At 67.6% G+C, this 19853-nt stretch carries 20 protein-coding genes; 9 read left to right on the top strand and 11 right to left on the bottom strand.

From position 1 onward, the window contains the following. Positions 1–89: 89 nt before the first annotated feature. On the top strand, positions 90–896 hold the full coding sequence (locus Q0653_RS04520; protein WP_203189615.1) for a ParA family protein: 807 nt from the start codon (positions 90–92) through the stop codon (positions 894–896). Between the two features lie 268 nt (positions 897–1164). On the opposite strand, the gene Q0653_RS04525 is transcribed toward Q0653_RS04520, so the two are convergent. From Q0653_RS04525 to Q0653_RS04535, 3 genes are all read right to left on the bottom strand, one after another. After that, positions 1165–1710, bottom strand: coding sequence for a MerR family transcriptional regulator (locus tag Q0653_RS04525; protein WP_261605655.1), 546 nt, complete (start codon positions 1708–1710; stop codon positions 1165–1167). Positions 1711–1812: 102 nt separating this feature from the next. Then, on the bottom strand, positions 1813–2493 hold the full coding sequence (locus Q0653_RS04530) for a MerR family transcriptional regulator (protein WP_298745005.1): 681 nt from the start codon (positions 2491–2493) through the stop codon (positions 1813–1815). After that, positions 2490–2954, bottom strand: coding sequence for an FHA domain-containing protein (locus Q0653_RS04535; RefSeq protein ID WP_298943124.1), 465 nt, complete (start codon positions 2952–2954; stop codon positions 2490–2492). The genes Q0653_RS04530 and Q0653_RS04535 overlap by 4 nt, the downstream gene beginning before the upstream one ends. Before the next feature lie 214 nt (positions 2955–3168). Here Q0653_RS04535 and Q0653_RS04540 point away from each other — a divergent pair, with 214 nt between their 5' ends. Continuing rightward, a complete protein-coding gene (locus tag Q0653_RS04540; RefSeq protein ID WP_298745003.1) occupies positions 3169–3516 on the top strand; it encodes a hypothetical protein in 348 nt (115 codons plus the stop codon). 16 nt (positions 3517–3532) lie between these two features. Here Q0653_RS04540 and Q0653_RS04545 read toward each other — a convergent pair whose 3' ends face one another. Further along, positions 3533–3931 (bottom strand): hypothetical protein, encoded by a 399-nt coding sequence (locus Q0653_RS04545; protein ID WP_298942908.1) that lies wholly within the window; start codon positions 3929–3931, stop codon positions 3533–3535. A gap of 117 nt (positions 3932–4048) precedes the next feature. Between Q0653_RS04545 and Q0653_RS04550 the strand changes: the two genes are divergently transcribed. After that, on the top strand, positions 4049–4615 hold the full coding sequence (locus Q0653_RS04550; protein WP_298943127.1) for a copper resistance CopC family protein: 567 nt from the start codon (positions 4049–4051) through the stop codon (positions 4613–4615). Positions 4616–4624: 9 nt separating this feature from the next. Next, complete coding sequence (gene lpdA, locus Q0653_RS04555; RefSeq protein ID WP_298942910.1) at positions 4625–6025, top strand: dihydrolipoyl dehydrogenase; 1401 nt, start codon at positions 4625–4627, stop codon at positions 6023–6025. Positions 6026–6076: 51 nt separating this feature from the next. Here lpdA and Q0653_RS04560 read toward each other — a convergent pair whose 3' ends face one another. The 4 genes from Q0653_RS04560 to Q0653_RS04575 all read right to left on the bottom strand — a co-directional run bounded on the left by Q0653_RS04560 (position 6077) and on the right by Q0653_RS04575 (position 9471). Further along, complete coding sequence (locus tag Q0653_RS04560; protein WP_298942912.1) at positions 6077–6709, bottom strand: CYTH domain-containing protein; 633 nt, start codon at positions 6707–6709, stop codon at positions 6077–6079. Beyond that, positions 6706–6933: a response regulator gene (locus Q0653_RS04565; RefSeq protein WP_298744993.1), complete on the bottom strand. Its 228-nt coding sequence runs from the start codon at positions 6931–6933 to the stop codon at positions 6706–6708. Before Q0653_RS04565 ends, Q0653_RS04560 begins: the two co-directional genes overlap by 4 nt. Positions 6934–6995: 62 nt before the next feature. Continuing rightward, positions 6996–8507, bottom strand: coding sequence for a CoA-acylating methylmalonate-semialdehyde dehydrogenase (locus tag Q0653_RS04570; RefSeq protein WP_298942914.1), 1512 nt, complete (start codon positions 8505–8507; stop codon positions 6996–6998). A gap of 13 nt (positions 8508–8520) precedes the next feature. After that, a complete protein-coding gene (locus Q0653_RS04575; RefSeq protein ID WP_298942916.1) occupies positions 8521–9471 on the bottom strand; it encodes an NAD(P)-binding domain-containing protein in 951 nt (316 codons plus the stop codon). A gap of 184 nt (positions 9472–9655) precedes the next feature. On the opposite strand from Q0653_RS04575, the gene Q0653_RS04580 reads away from it, so the two are divergent. Then, entirely contained in the window at positions 9656–10522 is an 867-nt protein-coding gene (locus Q0653_RS04580) for a LysR family transcriptional regulator (protein ID WP_298943129.1), read from the top strand. A gap of 12 nt (positions 10523–10534) precedes the next feature. Next, positions 10535–11266 (top strand): glutamine amidotransferase, encoded by a 732-nt coding sequence (locus tag Q0653_RS04585; protein ID WP_298942918.1) that lies wholly within the window; start codon positions 10535–10537, stop codon positions 11264–11266. Between the two features lie 90 nt (positions 11267–11356). Here the strand turns inward: Q0653_RS04585 and Q0653_RS04590 are convergent, their stop codons facing one another. Together Q0653_RS04590 and Q0653_RS04595 are read right to left on the bottom strand one after the other, a co-directional pair. Then, entirely contained in the window at positions 11357–13813 is a 2457-nt protein-coding gene (locus Q0653_RS04590) for a glycogen/starch/alpha-glucan phosphorylase (RefSeq protein WP_298943131.1), read from the bottom strand. 151 nt (positions 13814–13964) lie between these two features. Beyond that, positions 13965–14960, bottom strand: a complete 996-nt coding sequence (locus tag Q0653_RS04595) for a YihY/virulence factor BrkB family protein (protein WP_298942920.1) — start codon at positions 14958–14960, stop codon at positions 13965–13967. 138 nt (positions 14961–15098) lie between these two features. Here Q0653_RS04595 and Q0653_RS04600 point away from each other — a divergent pair, with 138 nt between their 5' ends. The 3 genes from Q0653_RS04600 (at position 15099) to Q0653_RS04610 (ending at position 18300) form a co-directional block, all read left to right on the top strand. Beyond that, the gene (locus tag Q0653_RS04600; protein ID WP_298942922.1) at positions 15099–16766 is read left to right on the top strand and encodes an ATPase, T2SS/T4P/T4SS family; all 1668 of its coding nucleotides are present in this window, start codon (positions 15099–15101) and stop codon (positions 16764–16766) included. Positions 16767–16847: 81 nt separating this feature from the next. Beyond that, positions 16848–17093, top strand: a complete 246-nt coding sequence (locus Q0653_RS04605) for a helix-turn-helix transcriptional regulator (RefSeq protein ID WP_298942924.1) — start codon at positions 16848–16850, stop codon at positions 17091–17093. Then, a complete protein-coding gene (locus Q0653_RS04610; RefSeq protein WP_298942926.1) occupies positions 17077–18300 on the top strand; it encodes a HipA domain-containing protein in 1224 nt (407 codons plus the stop codon). Before Q0653_RS04605 ends, Q0653_RS04610 begins: the two co-directional genes overlap by 17 nt. Positions 18301–18644: 344 nt before the next feature. Here the strand turns inward: Q0653_RS04610 and Q0653_RS04615 are convergent, their stop codons facing one another. Further along, a complete protein-coding gene (locus Q0653_RS04615) occupies positions 18645–19598 on the bottom strand; it encodes a hypothetical protein (protein ID WP_298942928.1) in 954 nt (317 codons plus the stop codon). Between the last annotated feature and the right edge of the window lie 255 nt (positions 19599–19853).

Raw genomic sequence — 19853 nt, forward strand, 5'->3', positions numbered from 1 at the left:
CTCATTGGGATGCCGGGGCTCCAGTGCATCGGGCCACCGTCGGCGGGCTGAGTACCCTCACAGCCTAGGGGACGGTAACGTAGAGCCTCGTGCACGTACTTTCCGTCAGCTCCCTCAAGGGTGGCGTCGGCAAGACCACCGTGACCCTCGGCCTCGCCTCGGCGGCGTTCGCTCGTGGGGTGCGAACTCTTGTCGTCGACCTCGACCCGCAGTCTGACGTGTCCACGGGGATGGACATCCAAGTCGCCGGACGCCTGAACGTTGCCGATGTGCTGGCCAACCCGAAGGAGAAAGTGGTCCGTCAGGCCATCACCTCCAGCGGCTGGGCCAAGGTGCACCCCGGCACGATCGACGTGATGATCGGCAGCCCGTCTGCCATCAACTTCGACGGCCCGCACCCAAGCGTGCGCGACGTGTGGAAGCTCGAAGAGGCGCTCGCCACGATCGAGGCTGACTACGACCTGGTCCTCATCGATTGCGCCCCGTCGCTGAACGCGTTGACGCGCACGGCGTGGGCAGCATCCGACCGGGTCATCGTCGTGACCGAACCGGGTCTGTTCTCCGTCGCCGCCGCCGACCGTGCGCTCCGCGCGATCGAAGAGATCCGCCGCGGCCTGTCGCCCCGTCTCCAGCCCCTCGGTATCGTCGTCAACCGCGTGCGCCCGCAGTCGATCGAGCACCAGTTCCGCATCAAGGAACTGCGCGACATGTTCGGTCCGCTCGTGTTGTCACCTCAACTGCCCGAGCGCACGTCGCTGCAGCAGGCGCAGGGCGCGGCGAAGCCGTTGCACATCTGGCCGGGCGATTCGGCGCAAGAGCTCGCGGGTGACTTCGACGCCTTGCTCGACCGGGTCATGCGCACCGGCCGCATCGCCGCCGGCGAACAGCGCGCCTGACCCCTCGTCCCACTTCGGGCGCCCCTCGTCCCACTTGTGGCGCCCCTTGTCCCACTTGTGGTTGTTTTCACGCGCCAGAAGCAACCACTTTTGGGACATGCCCCGGAAGAGCGCACCTTGTCCCACTTATGGTCGGCTTCAAGCGCCAGACACAACCACTTCTGGGACATACACCCCGGAAGGGGACCCTTGTCCCACTTGTGGCTGGTTTCAGGCACTGAAAACAGCCACTTTTGGGACATGCCCGAGAGGGGCCAGCCCGAGCGACTCAGGCGGAGCGCGCGGAGCGACGTGCGGAGAGCTCGTCGACGGGGTCCGGAGCCTGCGGGTCGAAGTCGAGCAGCGTCGATTCGACTTCGTGCAGAACCTTGCCGACCGCAATACCGAACACGCCTTGACCGCGGCTCACGAGGTCGATGACCTCGTCGTTCGACGTGCAGAGATAGACCGAAGCGCCGTCGCTCATGAGCGTCGTTCCGGCGAGATCGCGGATGCCGGCAGCGCGCAACTGCTCGACGGCCGTGCGGATCTGCTGCAGCGAGATCCCGGTGTCGAGCAGACGCTTGACGAGCTTGAGGACGAGGATGTCGCGGAAACCGTACAGACGCTGCGACCCCGAGCCGCTGGCGCCGCGAACCGTCGGTTCGACAAGTTCAGTGCGCGCCCAGTAGTCCAACTGGCGATAGGTGATCCCGGCCGCGCGAGCCGCGACCGCACCGCGGTAGCCGACTTCGTCGTCCATCTGCGGCAGACCGTCGGTGAAGAGCAGGTCCGTGGCGAAGGGTGTTTCGCCGAACGCGTCATGCGCGGTCATCGTGGCCTCCTGCGTACGATCGGGATTCTTCCACGCTAGAGGAGCCGGAGCCGACCGGCAACGACATCGGCATGGAAGGGGGCGGCGTGTCGCGGCGGCGCGTCACGGAGTCAGTCGATCCAGCGCGGTCTGGACGAACCCGGCACGCACATCGTCGAGGCGTCGCACGAGCTCGGGCGCGATTTCGTTCGCCCGGGCGCGAGACCCGGCATCCGCCCGGCGAAGCAGCGGCGCGAGCGCACTCTCCACGAGTGCGACATCACGTTCCGCTGCCTGTCGGATGGTCCGCAGGTGACGAGGCTGGATGCCGTGCGCCTCGAGCGCAACGAGTGCACGCAGAAGCGCGAGGGCGCGCTCATCGTAGGTGTCCGCGGCGATCAGCAGGCCCGCGGTGACCGCATCGCCGAGCAGACTCGCCTTCGCACCGGATGCGGCGAGCAGCTCATCACGGCGGTATCGGCGCGGCGTCTCCAGAATCGAGGGCGGGACGACGACATCGCCCATGCCGTCGTGAGCGTCGAGGTATTCCCGAATACGAGCGAGCTTGAAGTCGTGATCACGCTGGAGCGTCAGCGCGGTGCGCAAGCGTTCGAGATCCGCTGGCGAGAACTTGCGGTACCCCGACTCGGTGCGCACGGGCGTGACAATCCCCTGCACTTCCAGGAAGCGCAGCTTGCTCGCGGTCAGTTGCGGGAACTCGGGCGCGAGGCGCGCGAGCACCTGGCCGATGCTGAGGTGCCCCGTAGCCGCTGAGCGACTGCGGGGAGATGACGCCGGCGTCACGCCCCGGTCGCCTGACCGCGGTCAAGCGGAGCGACGAAGAAGTTCAGCCGGAACTTGCCGATACGCACCTCGGCACCGTCGGTGAGGAGCGCGCGGTCCGCACGCTCGCCGTTGACGTAGGTCCCGTTGAGCGAGCGCTGATCGACGAGCTCGAAGATATTGCCCGTCCGGGTGATCTCCGCGTGACGACGCGAGACCGTCACGTCGTCGAAGAAGATGTCTGCTTCCGGGTGGCGGCCGACCGTCGTGACGTCACCATCGAGGAGATAGCGGGCGCCGGCTGTGGGGCCGGAGCGGACCAGCAGCAGAGCGGAGCGCGAGGGAAGCGCGTTGATCGCCTCAACCTCGACGTCGGTCAGTTCCATCCCGAACGGCACGAAGGACAGATCGGAATCGTGTCCGAACGTCTGGGTCGTGTCGGTGAAACCGGTGTCGCCCTCGCGGCGGATTCCCGCGGGCACGGCAGAACCGTCGCCTTCCGGGGTTCCCGGCTGGCCGATTCGATCGTTGTCGTCCACGTTGTCCTCCTTCACCCACCCTAACGGATCGACATGCCCGAGTGAGGCCCGATCCGAGAGGCGGCTTCCGCCAATGTTGCGCCCTGTTTCGCGCGCCGGGCGACCCCGCCGCGGACTTCGTACTCTGAGTTGACCACCTACCCGTCAGGAGAAACCCGTGTCCACGTCGCATACCCGCCTCACGCCCCCCTCGGTGCGTCAGGATGCGGTCTGCATGTGCGCGCTCGGTCACGCCTGCTCGTCGTTCGCTCCGGGTCACGCCGTCCACCTGATCCAGTCCCGGCTCGTCTCCGCAACGCCGAGCGAGTGGGTCGACGCGATCGTCACGTCGACGGCGACTGACGGCACGATCGTCGTGCACACCGTTGCTGACGGCACCGAACTCACGGTGTGGAACGGCGCGGGAGCCGCGGACGCGGTCTCCCCCGGTCTGCCCGTCGCCTTCCACGGTCGCTATCACGTGCTGAACGTCGGCGGCCGCCTGTTCAACGCACTGTCGCTGTAACGGACCGCGCGATAGCTCACGCCATCGACATCGCATCCTTCATCGCCATGCAGGCATCCATGCACGCCTGGCAGGAGTCCGCACACATCTTGCACACGACGCTGTCGTCGGCATGCATCATGCACGTGTCCATGCACGTCTGACACATGGCGATGCAGGCATCCAGCATCGCCATCATGGATGCCGGGGTCATCCCCTGCATGCGCATCATCGATCGCATCATCGTGTTGCACATATCGGCGCAGTTCATGCAGGCCGGAGCGCAGTCCATCATCTGCGCCGAACACACCGTGCATGCCTGCTCGCATGCGGCGCAGGCATCCATGCACGCCTGCATCATGGCCATGTCCATGGCCGGCATGCCCTCCATCGACATCATGTCTTCGGACATCGCGTTCATCATCATCGCGTCCATCACGCACCCCTTTCGCTCGAGGCGGTCGCACCCGGCTCTGCCTGTCGAGGGGCCACCTGACGCCATGCTAGGCCTCCGCACCGACACTCGAAAGCCCTAGGTAGGCTCGATCGCGTGATGTCACAAGGAATTCACAAGGCCCATCCCCGCCGTCGCTCCGGCATCCGTTCGCTTCTCGCCGTGATCGTGGCGATCGCACTTGTGGGAGTCGCCTCGCCCGCGTTCGCACACGACGAACTCGTCGGCGCCGTGCCGGCGACCGGAGGCCAGGTCGACGCGCTGCCGCCGGAGCTCGTCCTCACGTTCAGCGGCGTGCTGCTCGACGAGCCGGGAGCCACCGAAGTTGTCGTCACCGATGCCACCGGCGCCTCGCTCACCGGCGGCGATCCGGTACTCGACGGCACGAAGCTCACCCAGCCGCTCACGGGGTCGGCGTCCGGCGTCGTCTCCGTCATCTGGCGCGTCGTCTCCAGCGACGGGCACCCGGTCTCCGGCGAGTACAGCTTCACGGTTGGCGACCCCGCGGTGGCTCCCCTCGGCACGGAGACTCCGCTCCCCGGTCCACCCATGAGCGACACCGGGATGGGCGCCGTCTGGATCGTCCTCCTCGTCGCTGCGGTGGCCCTCGGCGGAGCGCTCGTGGCGGTGCTGATCGCGCGGGCCCGCGGCCGGCGTGAGGACTAGGCTGGAGGCATGCCTCACTACAACGTCGTCATCCTCGGCGCCGGCCCTGGCGGCTATGTCGCGGCCGTCCGCGCCGCGCAGCTCGGCCAGTCGGTCGCCATCATCGAAGAGAAGTATTGGGGCGGTGTCTGCCTCAACGTCGGCTGCATCCCCTCCAAGGCACTTCTGCGCAACGCCGACCTCGCGCACGTCTTCCACGACCAGGCCGAGCTCTTCGGCATTTCGGGCGATGTGTCGTTCGACTTCGGCGTCGCGTGGGACCGCAGCCGCAAGGTGTCCGAGACACACGTCAAGGGCATCCACTTCCTGATGAAGAAGAACAAGGTCACGGAGTACGAGGGTCGCGGCACCTTCACCGGTCCGAACGCGATCACGGTTGCGCGCTCCGACGGCCAGCCCGAAGAGGTCACCTTTGACAACGCGATCATCGCCACGGGCTCGCGCGTGCGTTTGTTGCCGGGCGTGCAGCTCAGCGACAACGTCGTCACGTACGAAGAGCAGATCATGACGCGGGAGCTTCCGGGCTCGATCGTCATCGTCGGTGCCGGCGCGATCGGCATGGAGTTCGCGTTCGTCCTCCACAACTACGGCGTGAAGGTCACGATCATCGAGTTCCTCGATCGGGCGCTCCCGAACGAGGATGCCGACGTCTCGAAGGAAATCGCCCGTCAGTACAAGAAGTACGGGATCGACATCCTCACCTCGACCAAGGTCGAGACCGTCACCGATCACGGCGATCACGTCACGGTGACCTACACGCCCAACGCCGGCGGCGACACGCAGTCGATCGACGCCGACAAGGTGCTCATGTCGATCGGGTTCGCGCCGAACGTCGAGAACTTCGGCCTGGAGGCCACCGGCGTCGCCCTCACCGACCGGGGCGCGATCGGCATCGACGACTACATGCGCACCAACGTGCCGCACATCTACGCGATCGGTGACGTCACCGCCAAGCTGCAGCTGGCCCACGTCGCCGAAGCTCAGGCGGTCGTCGCAGCCGAGACCATCGCCGGCGCAGAGACGCAGACGCTGGGCGACTATCGCATGATGCCGCGTGCCACGTTCTGCTCGCCGCAGGTCGCCTCGTTCGGCCTAACCGAGCAGCAGGCCCGGGATGCCGGTTACGACGTCAAGGTCTCGAAGTTCCCGTTCTCGGCCAACGGCAAGGCCAACGGCTTGGGAGAACCGATCGGCTTCGTCAAGCTCATCGCCGACGGCGAGCACCTGGAGCTCCTCGGTGGACACCTCATCGGCCCTGATGTCTCGGAGCTTCTGCCCGAGCTCACGCTCGCGCAGAAGTGGGATCTCACGGCTCTCGAAGCGGCCCGGAACGTGCACACGCACCCGACGCTGTCGGAGGCTCTGCAGGAAGGCTTCCACGGCCTCGCCGGTCACATGATCAACATGTGAGATCAGTTGCCATCTGACGCCGCCCCGGGAAACTGGGGCGGCGTCAGTGCGTTAGAGGCCGAGCGTACGGGCGAGCTTCGAATCGGATGCCGCCACCCGCCCGCCGGCGCGCAGGACGGCGTCGGTGGCTGCCGCGAGCAGCTCGGCGCGCGCGGCCGGGTCGGTCGGAGCCGCAGGGCCGAGTTCGAACTCCCATTCGCGCCAACTCGAGGTCGCGCCGCGGCGCTCGTCGGTCGCCTGGACGTGATCGTCGACGAACTCCGCGATGAGTCCGCCGTCGGCGTCGGTCAGGGCATAGGCGTCGCGGGCGTTGCGGATGCGGGCGAGCGCGAGGAGCGGCCCCGGGGCGATCGCGGCGACGGCAGCGGCGACAGCATCCGGCACCACCGCACCGTCGGTGTCATCGAGCGGCCAGTGCGTTTCGAGGCGGCCGCCGTCGGAGCGGCGGGGTCCTTTGATATGCCAGCCCTCGTCGGGACCGCCGGAACGGCGGCGAACGGCGTAGCCGGCGCGACCCAGAGCGACATCGGCGAGGTCGAGATACCGCGCGTCGAGGTCGCGGTGCTCGGGACCCGCCACGTGGGCGACACCGGGGAGCCCCGTCCAGTCCGGCAGCGTCGTCAGCTCATCGACATCGAATGTCAGCTCGACCTCCACCGACGAAGCGCCGCCGGAACCGGTCACTCGTCCCGACCGTCGACGTCAGGGTTGATGTCGTCCTGCGCCTCGACGAAGTGGAACTCCGCCGTGGTCGGGCCGTCGGCGTCGCCCGTGTTCGTGTCGACACCCGCGCGTTCGTAGACGATCTGGGTCTCGCTGTACGGCATGATCAGCCGGTCGAGAGTGTCGTCTTCCAGGGGAAGAACCTGCCCGTCGAGCGGGCCTCCGTGCAGTCGTGCAATGGCCATGGTGGACCTCCTCGTTTCAGCCTATCCCCGGGCGGCGACACCGACTCCCCTCCACCCGGCCCTCAGTGCGTCGGGAACCCGAGACTGATCTGGCTCTCGCTGGGATCGGGCCAGCGAGTCGTGACGACCTTGCGGCGCGTGTAGAACGAGAACGCCTCCGGCCCGTACATGTGCGTGTCGCCGAAGAGCGAGTCCTTCCAACCACCGAAGGAGAACGCGCCGATCGGCACCGGAATCGGCACGTTGATGCCGACCATGCCCACCTCGATGTCGTACTCGAACTGGCGGGCCGTCTTGCCGTCGCGCGTGAAGACCGCCGTCCCGTTCGCGTAGCGGTTGCTGTTGATCAGGGCGACGGCCTCGTCGAACGTCGCGACGCGCACGACCGAGAGCACCGGGCCGAAGATCTCCTCGTCGTAGACGCGCATGCCGGGGGTCACACCGTCGACCAGGGAGGGCCCGATGAAGAACCCACCGCCGTCGAACTCGCGCTCGCGCCCGTCGACGACGACGCACGCGCCCTCGTCCGCTGCACCGGCGACGAATCTCGTCACGCGGTCCAGCGCATCCCGCGTGATGAGCGGTCCCATCTCGCTCGTGGGGTCGAATCCGTCGCCGACCGTGAGCGTCCCGATGCGCTCAGCGACTTTTGCCACGAGAGCATCTGCGATGTCGCCGACGGCGACGACGACCGAGACGGCCATGCAGCGCTCCCCCGCCGAGCCGTACGCGGCGGACACGGCGGCGTCAGCGGTGGCATCCAGATCGGCGTCGGGCATGACGATCATGTGATTCTTCGCACCGCCGAGAGCCTGCACGCGCTTGCCGTTCTCCGCGGCGCGCGCATAGATGTAGCGCGCGATCGGCGTCGACCCGACGAACGAGACGGCGCGGATGATGGGGTCGTCCAGAATCGCATCGACGGCCTCTTTGTCACCGTGGACGATGTTGAGGATGCCGGCCGGCAACCCGGCTTCGGCGAACGCCTCGGCGAGCCAGACCGCCGCCGACGGGTCACGCTCGGAGGGCTTGAGGATCACGGCGTTTCCCGCGGCGATCGCCGTCGTGACCATCCAGAGCGGCACCATCACGGGGAAGTTGAACGGTGTGATGCACGCCACGACGCCGATCGGCTGGCGCACCTGGTGCACGTCGACGCCGCCGGCGACCTGCTCGGAGTAGTCGCCCTTGAGGTGGTGCATGAGGCTCGTGCAGAACTCGACGTTCTCGAGCCCCCGGGCGACTTCACCGAGCGCATCATCGACCGTCTTGCCGTGCTCAGCCGTGATAATGCGGGCGAGCTCGTCGGAGCGCGACGAGATGATTTCGCGCAGGCGGAACATCACTTGCTGCCGCTTGCCGAGCCCGGTGTCCCGCCAGCCGCGCTGTGCGACCTGTGCCGCGCGGGCGCTCTCGTGCACGAACTCGGCGGACGCGAGCACGACCTCGCCGCTCTGTTGCCCCGTCGCGGGGTTGAACACCGGGCCGCGGCGCGCGGCATCGTCGGCGATGCGCCGGCCGGCGACGACGTGGGGCACCGTGGCGAGAGTGCGGGAGGGGGTATCGATGCTCATGGGATGCGTCCGTTCAGGCGTGGGCGGGAGTGGCGTCGAGCGCGGGGTCATAGCCGCGCAGGGTGCCGTCGGGGGTGGCGAGCCGGGCGACGAGCGTGCAGTCCTTGCCGCCGAGGCCTTCGTCAGCCAGCTGCGCGAGTTGTGCGTGGGCGAGGGCCGCCGCCGGCAGATGCACGCCGACCTGCTCGCCGGCGGCAAGGGCAAGGCCGCAGTCCTTCAGCGCGAGGTCGACCGAAAAAGTCGGCGCGAAGTTGTTGTTGGCGGCGGCTTTCTCGAGCACGCCCGGCACGGGATACCACGTGCGCATTGCCCACGACGATCCCGATGACACCGAGGCCACCTGCCAGAAGGTCTCCGCATCCAACCCCAGCTCTTCTGCCAGCTGCGAGCCTTCGGACATCGCCATCACGTTGATGAACAGCATCATGTTGTTGACGAGTTTCGCGGCGATTCCCGCGCCGGCGTCGCCGCAGGAGATGACGTTGCCCGCCATCGGCGCGACGATCTCGGCGACCCGAGCGACATCGGCGGGCTCTCCTCCGAGCATGAATGTGAGGGTGCCGGCCTCGGCTCCCGCCGTGCCGCCGGAAATCGGCGCGTCGACGAAGGTGAGTCCGCGCGCGACTGCTTCCGCATGGCACCAGCGGGAGGTGTCGACATCGACTGTGGAGGTGTCGAGCAGGATCATGTCAGACGTCGCGTGGGCGAAGATGCCGTCCGCGCCGCCGTAGACCTCGCGGACGTGGGCGGGCTTGGGGAGCGAGGTGATGCACACCGTGGCGCCCTCGAGTGCATCGGCGACGGACGCCGCGAGGGCGACTCCTCCCGCCGCAGCGGCCGCGGCGGCCGCGGGGTTCAGATCCACACCGCGGACCGTGTGACCGGCCTCGACGAGGTGAGCCGTCATCGGCGCGCCCATCCGGCCGAGCCCGATCCACGCGATCTGGAGGGGGGATGAAGACATGACGACTCCCTGCATCATCGAAGGTGTGCCGCGGGACGACCTCGTCCACGCGATGAAGCCAGGCTAGGCGCCGAATGCCTGCATCTCAATGCACATTGGACCGACACTCTTGCACGAGTGTTGTGCGTTGGCGCACACTGATGGCGTGACCGCGACCGCACCAGAGCCCCCTCTCGACGCCTTGATGACCTTCCTCGCGGTCGCGCGGCTGGGCCGGTACACCGCCGCCGGCGCAGTGCTGGGCATCAACCACTCCACGGTGTCGCGCCGCATTGCCGCGCTCGAGGCGGCGACGGGCGGACGGCTCCTCGTGCGGGGCGCGGGCGGATGGGAGGTCACCGATCTCGGTCGCCGCGCCGTCGGCACAGCGGAACGCATCGAGAGCTCGATGCGGGAGCTCCTCGACGGCGAGGACGGCGATCCCGTGCACGGAATAGTGCGCATCGCCGCGCCCGATGCGTTCACCTCCGCGTTCCTCGCGCCCGCGATGACCACGCTGCGCGCCGCGCATCCCGCCCTCGCCGTCGAACTCCTCTCGGCCACCCAGCGGGTGCGGCAAAACCGCTCGGGGGTCGACCTGGAGATCGTCGTCGGTCGTCCGCAGGTTCTGCGGGCGTACGCGACACCGGTCTGCGCCTACGCGCTGCGGCTCTACGCCACCGCGGACTATCTCGCGGCGCGCGGAAAGCCGGCATCCGTCGCCGATCTTGCGAACCACCCGCTCGTCTATTACGTCGAGAGCTCGCTACAGGTCGACGAACTCGACCGCGCGCTGCAAGAGCTCCCCGACTCTCCCCCGTCACTGCGGTCCACGAGCGTCTTCGCCCACGTCGAGGCGACGGCAGCGGGCGCGGGCATCGGGATCCTGCCCGATTTCCTCGGCGATCGAGACTCGCGCCTGGTGCGCGTCCTCGACGGGGCCTACGAGCATCCCCTCGCGTACTGGGCGGTCGCGCGTGACGAAGGCACCCGCAATCCCGCGGTCGCCGAGACGCTCCGGGCGATCACCGAGCACATCCGTGTGGCGCAACGGATGCCCGCCAGCGCCTAGACTCGGGTGCCGATGAAGCCCTTCCTGCTCCTGGCCACCCGCGCCGAAGATCGCCCCGCCGACGACGAATACACGCTGTTTCAGCGGTTCACCGGTCTCGCCGCTGGCGATCTCGTTCGCGTGCGGATGGAGGCCGGTCCGCTCGGTGACATCGATCTCGACGATTACTCCGGGATCTTCGTCGGGGGCGGGCCGTTCAACGCGTCAGACCCGCTCGAGAAGAAATCCGCCGTGCAGCGCCGGGTCGAAGCAGAGTTCGCGACACTGCTGGATGAGGTCGTCGCGCGGGACTTCCCGTTCTTCGGCGCGTGCTACGGCGTCGGGACCCTCGGCACGCACCAGGGTGCGGTGATCGACGGCACGTACCGCGAGCCGATCAGTGTCATCGATGTGGCACTGACGCCCGAGGGCGCCGCCGATCCGGTTCTCGCCGGCATGCCGGAGACGTTCGCCGCGTTCGTCGGCCACAAGGAGGCGATCACCGTCCTGCCTCCGTCGGCGACGCTGCTCGTCCGCGGCGCCGGATGCCCCGTGCAGATGTTCCGGGTCGGCCACAACGTGTACGCGACCCAGTTCCACCCGGAGTGCGATGTCGAGGGGATCTCCACCCGCATCCGCGTGTATGCCGGGCACGGCTACTTCGGCGAGGGCGAACTGGATGCCACGCTCCAGGCCGTGCGTCGACTCCCCGTCGTGCACACCGGCGCGATCCTCCGCCGGTTCACCGAGCGCTACGCCCGCTGAACCGCTGGCGCGATCAGTGGGCGCAGATGGATGCTTCCCCACGGGGAAACGACGATCTGCGCCCACAGAATGCATCGAGGAGAAGCGCGCTCAGCGCAGGGGCTGGGCGCGCCAGATGCGATCGATGTAGTCACGCATCGACCGGTCGGACGAGAAGAATCCGCTGCGGGCGACGTTGAGGATCGCCGCGTGGGTCCAGGCATCCTGATCGGCATACGCGGCGTCGACCTTGTCTTGCGCCGCGATGTAGGTCGAGTAGTCCGCCAGCACCATGAATCGGTCGTCGTAGAGCAAGTTCGACACGACCGGCTCAAACACGCTCTTGTCGCCGCCGGAGAAGGCACCCGAGGCGATCAGATCCATCGCGCGGCGCAGGCTCTCATCGCCCTGGTAGAAGTCGGCCGGCTTGTAGCCGCGCGCCCACAGCGCCTCGACCTCGGGCTCGCTCATCCCGAAGAGGAAGAAGTTGTCGTCGCCCACGAGCTCGCGGATCTCGACGTTCGCACCGTCGTCCGTGCCGATCGTGAGCGCACCGTTGAGGGCGAACTTCATGTTTCCCGTGCCGGATGCTTCCTTACCCGCGAGGGAGATCTGCTCGGAGAGGTCGGCGGCCGGGATCACCCGTTCGGCGAGGGTCACGTTGTAGTTCGGCGGGAACAGCACCTTCAACCGCCCCTCGACGCGCGGATCGTTGTTGACGACCGAGCCGACGGCGTTGATGAGGTGGATGATGCGCTTGGCCATCGCGTAGCCCGGCGCCGCCTTCGCGCCGAAGATGAACGTGCGCGGCTGAATGTCGGATGCCGCCACCTGACCCGACACGATGCGCTCGTACTGCGTGACGATGTGCAGCACCTTGAGCATCTGCCGCTTGTATTCGTGCAGGCGCTTGACCATGACGTCGAGCATGTGGCCATCGCTGACCGTGAATCCGTCGCGGGCCAGCAGCACGTCGTTGAGGTGGCGCTTGTTGGCGGCTTTCACCGCGGCGAACGCCTCGCGGAAGAGCGGGTCCTCAGCGGATGCTTCCAGTTCGCGCAGGCGCTCGAGGTCGGTGAGCCAGCCGGTGCCGATCGCCTCGGTGATGAGGTCGGACAGGCCCGGGTTCGCGAGCCGGATGAAACGGCGTGGGGTGATGCCGTTCGTGACGTTGGTGAACTTGCCCGGGTAGAACTCGTTGAAGTCGGGCAGCACCTTGTCGCGCAGCAGCTGCGAGTGCAGCTCCGCGACGCCGTTGACCTTCGCGCCGGCGACCGTCGCGAGGTACGCCATCCGCACCGACCGCTCGGGGAACTCGCTGATGATCGACATGTTGCGCAGGCGCATCTCGTCGTCGCCGAAGCGCGCGCGGACGGCATCCAGGAACTCGTCGTTGATGCGGTAGATGATCTCGAGGTGTCGGGGCAGGAGCCGGCCCAGCAGGTCGACCGACCAGACTTCCAGCGCCTCGGGCAGCAGTGTGTGGCACGTGTAGGCGAAGCACTGCTGGGTGATCGCCCACGCCTCATCCCAGTCGAGCTTCTTCTCATCGAGCAGCACGCGCATGAACTCCGGCACACCGATGACGGGATGCGTGTCGTTCAGCTGGAAGATGACGCGCTCGGGCAGCTTCGCGAGGTCGAAGTCCGGCGCCAGCTGGTGGTCGAAGAAGTCCTTGATGGATGCCGCGACGAAGAAGTACTGCTGCTGCAGGCGCAGCTCCTTGCCCTGCGGGGTGGAGTCTTCGGGATAGAGCACCTTCGAGATGTTCTCGGCGAACGTCTGCGACCGCACGGCTTCTTCGTAGTCGCCGGAGTTGAACACGCGCAGGTCGAACGAGTTCGTCGCCTTCGCGCTCCAGAGGCGGAGCGTGTTGACGCGGCCGTTCTGGTACCCCGGGACCATGTAGTTGTACGGGATGGCCAGCACGTTCCACGCGGGGATCCAGCGGCTGCGTTCCGTGCCCTCGTCGTCATAGTGCTCGGTATAGCCGCCGAACGACACGGGCTGGGCGGCCTCGGGGTGCGGGAACTCCCAGGGCGACCCCATCGTGAGCCACGAGTCGGGCTGCTCGACCTGCTGGCCGTCCTGGAACGTCTGCCGGAAGATTCCGTACTCGTAGCGGATGCCGTACCCGATGTTCGGCACGGCCATCGTCGCGAGCGAATCGATGAAGCAGGCGGCCAAACGTCCGAGCCCGCCGTTGCCGAGGCCGGGTTCGACCTCCGCCGCGCGGAGGTCTTCGATGTCGATGCCGCACTCCGCCATCGCGGTCGTGGCGATATCGGTCAGGCCGCTCGCGAGCAGGTTGTTGTCGAGCTGGCGGCCGAGGAGATACTCCGCCGAGAGGTAGCAGACGCCCTTGACCTGTGCGACGCGCTGGCGGCGGAGGTCTTCGAGCCACCGGGCCATGAGGTAGTCGCGCACGGTCATCGCGAACGCGAAGTACCGGTCGTTCGCGCTGGCGGCCGACAGTGGTACGCCGCGCTCGTAATTGAGGTTGCGCAGGAACTGGCGCACGAACCCGTCGACCGTGCTGGCGGGGCCCGCGACGGGCGCGAGCGCCAGCGGATGGGTCGCCTGAAGCGGGTGGGATGCTGCTGCGGCAGCGGAACTGGGACCGGTCACAGGTTCATGTTCTGACACGCTCCCACGCTAATGCCCCGCGCGCTTCGGCGCACATCGAGCGGGCGGATGTAACACAGGGATTACCCGCGCGTCATGTACCCGTTCGTTCCTGCTCCTCCGCCTCGCGCGCTGCGGAGAGCTCGGCCGTGGCGACCAGGACGGCATCTTCGGCCCGGCGCAGGCGGTGCTGCGCGAGCGTCGCGGCGCCGAAGCGGGCGCGCACGCGGTCGGCATCTTCCTCGACGAGGGTCATGATGTAGGCCGTCGCGATGAGAATCACCTGCGCCGAGAGGTTGAACCACAACAGCAGCGCGATCAGCGCGCCGAACGAAGCAAGTAGCGGGTTGGATGCCGCTCCCCCGACAAACAGGCCCGAGGCCTGCTGCAGCACTGTCAGGCCGATTGCGCCCAGGAGCGAACCGGTCCACAGCGCGCGAGCCGGAGCGCGGACACCCGACAGCGTGCGGAACAGCACCGCGATGGCGACGGCATCCAACGCGAACGTGACGACGATCGCGAAGATCCGACTCCCCCACGTGATGAGGGGGTCATCGCTCGCGACGCCCAGCCACGCGGCGACCGCGCTGAGCCCCGCCGTGCCGAGCACGGTGACGACCGCCGAGGCGGCCAGCGCACCGCCCGCGCCGACCGCGAGGGCGAGGTTGCGCAGCAACACCCAGATGAAGAGGACGTCGTCCGTGAGTTGATCGCAGATCGCGCGCATCGCGGTGCGCAGCGACCCGATCGCGCCGATGGCCGCACCGATCAGACCGACGAGCGCCAGGATGCCGGCCACCGACAGTCCCGCGGGCGCCGTCACCTGGTCGAGGTCGATCAGGCCGCCGTCGCCGACGAGTCCGGGAATGGCGCTGTCGACGGCATCGACCAACGCGTTCCAGGCCGCGGGGTTGCCGCTGAGCCACAGCGCCGCCGCCGAGAAGCCCAGCAGCACGCCCGCGAACACGCTGAAGAGCGTGCGGTAGGTGACGCTGTCGGCGAGCACCGGTCCGCGCCGCTCGCTGTACCGGAGGAATGCACGGACCGGGACCAGGGTCAGGGCCCAAGCGATAACGCGCGCGATGTTCATGCCGCCCAGGATATGCGCCGGTGCCGACGTTCCGCGGGGCCTTGACAGGTCACTCGGTGTGCACTCTTGTCACAGAGAACTCTCTATTCACATCCGTACCACCGGCGGCATAGGATACAGAACGGGAGAGGATCCACCGTGAAGGGACTCGCGGAATCGCTCGTTCGGTCTGGGGCCGTTCGAGCTGAGGACATGTGGGATGCCGTCGCCGAATACGGGGACGGTCCTGAGCTGCGCCACAAACTGGTCGCGGCACGCTTGGCGACCGAGACGCAGGTCGCGGAGGGAATCGCCGCGCAGACCGGCCTCCCGTTCATCGACCTGGCCTCCATCACCCTGTCTGCCGACACGATCGCTTCGGTGCCCGCGGCTCTCTGTCGCCGCTACCACGTCATCCCGATCGAGCGGGGGCGTCGCAGCCTCACGATCGGGATGCTGGATCCGACCGACCTCATCGCGATCGACGACATCACAACGGCGACCGAGCTCAATATCCGGCCCGCCGTCGTCTCGGCCGATGCCTTGGAAGCCGCGTTCGGTCGGTTCTTGCGGTCCGACGAGGAGCTCAGCGACCTGTCGGAGCAGATCGGCGAGAGCGCCGTTGCCGATGGTTCGGCCGGCACGGAGTCGATTGAAGAATCGGTCGACGACGCCCCGATCGTCCGGTTCGTGAACCTCCTCATCAGTCAGGCGATCAACGACCGCGCGAGCGACATCCACATCGAGCCCGGCGAGAAGCAGCTGCTGGTGCGCTACCGCATCGACGGCGTGCTCCACGAGATGCAGCGCGCCGATCGTGCGATCCAGGACGGCGTCATCTCTCGGCTCAAGATCATGGCTGCGGTCGACATCGCCGAACGCCGCAAGCCCCAGGACGGTCGCTTGTCCGTCCATCACGACGGCCGTCAGATCGACCTGCGCCTGGCTACCCTCCCGACAGTGTGGGGCGAGAAGATCGTCATGCGAATCCTCGACAGCTCCGCCCAGTCGCTCTCGATGGGCGATCTGCGCTTCTCCATCCGCAACGAGCAGCGCTTCCGCGGTGCGATCACGCGTCCGCATGGCATGGTGCTGGTGACCGGCCCGACCGGCTCCGGCAAGTCGACGACGCTGTACACCGCGCTGAACACCGTCGCCAATCCGCGGATCAACGTGATCACGGTCGAGGACCCGGTCGAGTACCGGATGGCCGGTATCAATCAGGTGCAGGTAAACGCCCGCGCCGGCATGACGTTCCAAGCGGCACTGCGCTCGATCCTCCGGTCCGACCCCGACGTCGTGCTCGTCGGGGAGATCCGCGACCAAGAAACCGCGACGATCTCGATCGAGGCGGCCCTGACCGGTCACCTCGTGCTGTCGACCCTGCACACGAACGATGCCCCGTCGGCGCTCACGCGTCTCGTCGAGATCGGATGCGAGCCGTTCTTGGTCGGTACTGCCCTGTCGGCGGTCGTCGCGCAGCGCCTCGCCCGGCGCCTGTGCGTGAAGTGCCGCGAGGCCTACACCGAGAGCCGCGACGTGCTCTCGTCGGTGAAGTTCCCCCATAATCCCCTCGATCCGCCCGTGCTGTATCGCGCCGTGGGATGCTCGGCCTGCTCCGGCACGGGATACCGCGGTCGCGTCGCACTGCACGAGGTGATGGAAGTCACCGAGAGCCTCGAGCAGATGGTCGTCGGTCACGCGACCGGAACCGAACTTCGCCAATCGGCGCTGGCGGACGGGATGATCCCCCTCCGCGAAGACGGCTTCAGCAAGGTCTCCGAGGGCATCACGACGATCGAAGAAGTGCTGCGCGTCTCGATCTGACGCTTCCGCGGTACCGCTCGGTATCTAGATAATCCGATACGTGCGAGGTATCGTGATAATCCGATACCTCAGGAGCATCTCATGGCACAGCGCACCGCGCGACTTCGCGCACCCGCCGACTTCGGACTTGCCGTTCAGCAGGCGCGCATCGCGCGTGGGATGTCGCAGACCGAGTTGGCCGCAGAGCTCGACATCCCCCAGAGCATGATCAGCGAGATCGAGAACGGCAAATCCACGATCTATCTGCGCCGATTGCTCGGCATCGCCCACGTCACCGGGATCGAGTTCAGCGCACGGTGGGAGGATGCCGATGCGACTGACCATTGAGCTCCATGACACGACGATCGGCACCCTCGAGGGCGACGCGCGGTCTTTCGACTTCTCCCCCAGCTCGAACGGGATCGAGAGATTCGGAGCCAACAGCACCATCTTGTCGGTCGCGGTCCCCTTGGTCGGAGGCCAACGTCGAGATCACGCCGGTCGTCGACGCACCTGGTTCTCGGAGCTCCTCCCCGAAGGCGATCAGTACGAGTATCTGATCAGTCAGGCGGGGCTCCGGCGCGATGACATTCCCGCCTTCCTCGCTCGCTACGGCCGAGATGTCGCGGGTGCGCTGCAAATCTGGGATCTCGATGACCCCACCGAGCCACGCACACCCGCGGTGCGTTCGCTCGACGAAGACGCGGTGCGCGCGCTGCTGGAAGATCCCATCGGGTCGCCGCTGGCCAACGACCCCCGAGCCGGCCGGTCTTCTCTCGGAGGCGTACAGCCCAAGGTCGTCCTCGTGCGCACGGAGACGGGCTGGGCGCAAGCGCTCGGCGGCTATCCGACCACGCACATCCTCAAGCCGCAACTTCCGGGTGACAACGCGACCGTGATCTACGACGAAGAGTTCGGATCGCGCATCGCTCGCCGGATGGGATTGGCCGCTTTCGACACGAGGATCGCAGATTTCGCCGGCCTGCCCGCACTCGTCATCGAGCGTTTCGATCGCCACAACGGGTCTCGCGTCCATCAGGAAGATTTCGCTCAGGCGCTGGGTGCGCGCGGCATCCAGAAGTATCAGGAGTACGGCGGGGTCGTGAGTACACGGCGGATCGCCGACACCCTGACGATGCATGCTCCCGAGAGCGAGCTCCGAACGCTCGCGAGACTTGTCGTTCTCGCGGTGGGCGTCGGAAACCTCGACATGCACGCAAAGAACATCGGCCTGCTGCACCCGATCGACGACAACGTCGAACTCGCTCCCGCGTATGACGTGGTCCCCCAGGCTCACCTGAGCCGCGATGGGAAGCTGGCACTCGCGATCAATCGGAAGTATCGGCACCACGACATCACGCGCGGTGATGTGGTCGCGGAGGTGTCTTCCTGGGGGGTGCGGCGCGCAGAAAAAGTCGTCGCAGACGCGATCGAGGAGCTTGAATCGATCGTCGAGGCCGAGGAGCCCCTGGACGGGGCGGCGTGGAACCTGAAGCCGAACGTCACTGCGTTCGTTCAGAACCTCGCAGACGGGGGTCCGATCGGGGGGCGTTGAGGCCACCGCGCGGTCGTCGGTATCCCGGGCCACTTTTGTCGCCTCGGATGCCACCAGGCGACCAAACGTGCCCGCAACGCAGCGCGACCCAGCAGCGCCCCCGCATCCCGGGCCTGTTCTGTCGCCACGGATGCCGGCATCCGACCAAAGCTGCCCGCAACGCAACGCGCGCCGAGCGGTGCCTCGCAAACCGGGCCGCTTTTGTCGCCGTGGATGCCGGCATCCGACCAAAGCTGCCCGCAACGCAACGCGCGCCGAGCGGTGCCTCGCAAACCGGGCCTGTTCTGTCGCCGTGGATGCCGGCATCCGACCAAAGCTGCCCGCAATGCACTGCGGGTGGGACGTCAGCGCGATGACAACGCGCGGCGCACGCGGGCGACAGCGGCGCCCGGATCAGGGTAGAGATCGGCCCGGGTGATCTGGACGACGGTCCACCCGGCTTCGCGGGCACGCTCGGACTTGCGGATGTCCGCGGCCCACGCCGTCGGGGACATGCGGTGATACTCCCCCTGATACTCGACCAGCACGCGCTCGCCGACGTAGGCCAGATCGAAGATGCCGATCAAAGCCGCCGCGTCGTCGAACACGGGCACGTCGAACTCGGGTTCAGCGAGGCCCGCCTGCAGAATGGCGAGGAACAGGTGCACCTCGGGACGACTCCGCGCGCCGACGCGGACGTAGGGCACCGCCGCGCGGAGCGCCGCGACTCCGGTGCGCGACCCTGCGGCTGTGACGGCCTTCAGCGCGGGCAGCGTCGTCAGTGCAGGGCCGGCGATCACACCACCAGGCCCGCGTGGCGGCGTGACCATCAGCGAACCGACGGCGACGAGGTCTCGCCACGGAAGATCTCGCGCAAGAGTCGCCCAGGTCGAGGCGGGCGATGTCACTGGCAAGCCGTCGCACTCGGTCACCGTTGCCAGGTGGCGGCCCACCTGATGGCCACGGATGCCACGCGCACGCGGCGTGCGCTCCGGCGCGAGGACGCCGACATCCAGGGGCGGGCACGGCCGCACAGGAAGCATGTCGCACCAGAGGACGAGCGCCGAGAGCCCGGTGAAGAAGCGCGTCGGCGCAATCCGCTCCGCGTACGCCTCGATCCGGTGGCGCAGCAACCGCGCGTCGGCATCGGCGAGGCCGTCGCGTTCGGGCGGGTCGAACGGATGCGCGCGCACGCCCCAGAACGGCGCCTCGAGGTCGCCGGCTCGCAGCCGGCGAGGGGTGACCCCGGCATCCCGCGCCGCGCTCACCGCGAAACGCGGCCCGAGTCGCGGGGGGAGGGGCGTCGGACGGGATGCCATGATCCACCGTGGCGCGCAGGGACGCGGCCTCCCGTCGAGATCGCCGAAAATGTGGACAACTCCTGGCAACTGGCGCGTGGGGAGGAGACTCCGCCCACCGACGTGTGCCCCGCATCCCGGACATGAAACGTCGCCACCCACGCCGCGTGGCGACAAAAGGCGCCCGGAACGCCGGCGCGTGAGGAGGAGACGTGGCACACGCAAGAATCGCCGGCATCCCGGTCAAGAATTGTCGCCAACCGCGCCAGGTGTCGA

Source organism: uncultured Microbacterium sp. (assembly GCF_947488465.1).
GTDB lineage: Bacteria > Actinomycetota > Actinomycetes > Actinomycetales > Microbacteriaceae > Microbacterium.

Bases quoted from the DNA above. Each gene is read 5' to 3' on its own strand.
- Q0653_RS04585 (WP_298942918.1), top strand. From the start codon at position 10,535: ATGAAGCCCTTCCTGCTCCTGGCCACCCGCGCCGAAGATCGCCCCGCC.
- Q0653_RS04575 (WP_298942916.1), bottom strand. From the start codon at position 9,471: ATGTCTTCATCCCCCCTCCAGATCGCGTGGATCGGGCTCGGCCGGATG.
- Q0653_RS04605 (WP_298942924.1), top strand. From the start codon at position 16,848: ATGGCACAGCGCACCGCGCGACTTCGCGCACCCGCCGACTTCGGACTT.
- lpdA (WP_298942910.1), top strand. From the start codon at position 4,625: ATGCCTCACTACAACGTCGTCATCCTCGGCGCCGGCCCTGGCGGCTAT.
- Q0653_RS04550 (WP_298943127.1), top strand. From the start codon at position 4,049: ATGTCACAAGGAATTCACAAGGCCCATCCCCGCCGTCGCTCCGGCATC.
- Q0653_RS04525 (WP_261605655.1), bottom strand. From the start codon at position 1,710: ATGACCGCGCATGACGCGTTCGGCGAAACACCCTTCGCCACGGACCTG.
- Q0653_RS04565 (WP_298744993.1), bottom strand. From the start codon at position 6,933: ATGGCCATTGCACGACTGCACGGAGGCCCGCTCGACGGGCAGGTTCTT.
- Q0653_RS04570 (WP_298942914.1), bottom strand. From the start codon at position 8,507: ATGAGCATCGATACCCCCTCCCGCACTCTCGCCACGGTGCCCCACGTC.
- Q0653_RS04610 (WP_298942926.1), top strand. From the start codon at position 17,077: ATGCGACTGACCATTGAGCTCCATGACACGACGATCGGCACCCTCGAG.
- Q0653_RS04595 (WP_298942920.1), bottom strand. From the start codon at position 14,960: ATGAACATCGCGCGCGTTATCGCTTGGGCCCTGACCCTGGTCCCGGTC.
- Q0653_RS04615 (WP_298942928.1), bottom strand. From the start codon at position 19,598: ATGGCATCCCGTCCGACGCCCCTCCCCCCGCGACTCGGGCCGCGTTTC.
- Q0653_RS04545 (WP_298942908.1), bottom strand. From the start codon at position 3,931: ATGGACGCGATGATGATGAACGCGATGTCCGAAGACATGATGTCGATG.
- Q0653_RS04580 (WP_298943129.1), top strand. From the start codon at position 9,656: ATGACCTTCCTCGCGGTCGCGCGGCTGGGCCGGTACACCGCCGCCGGC.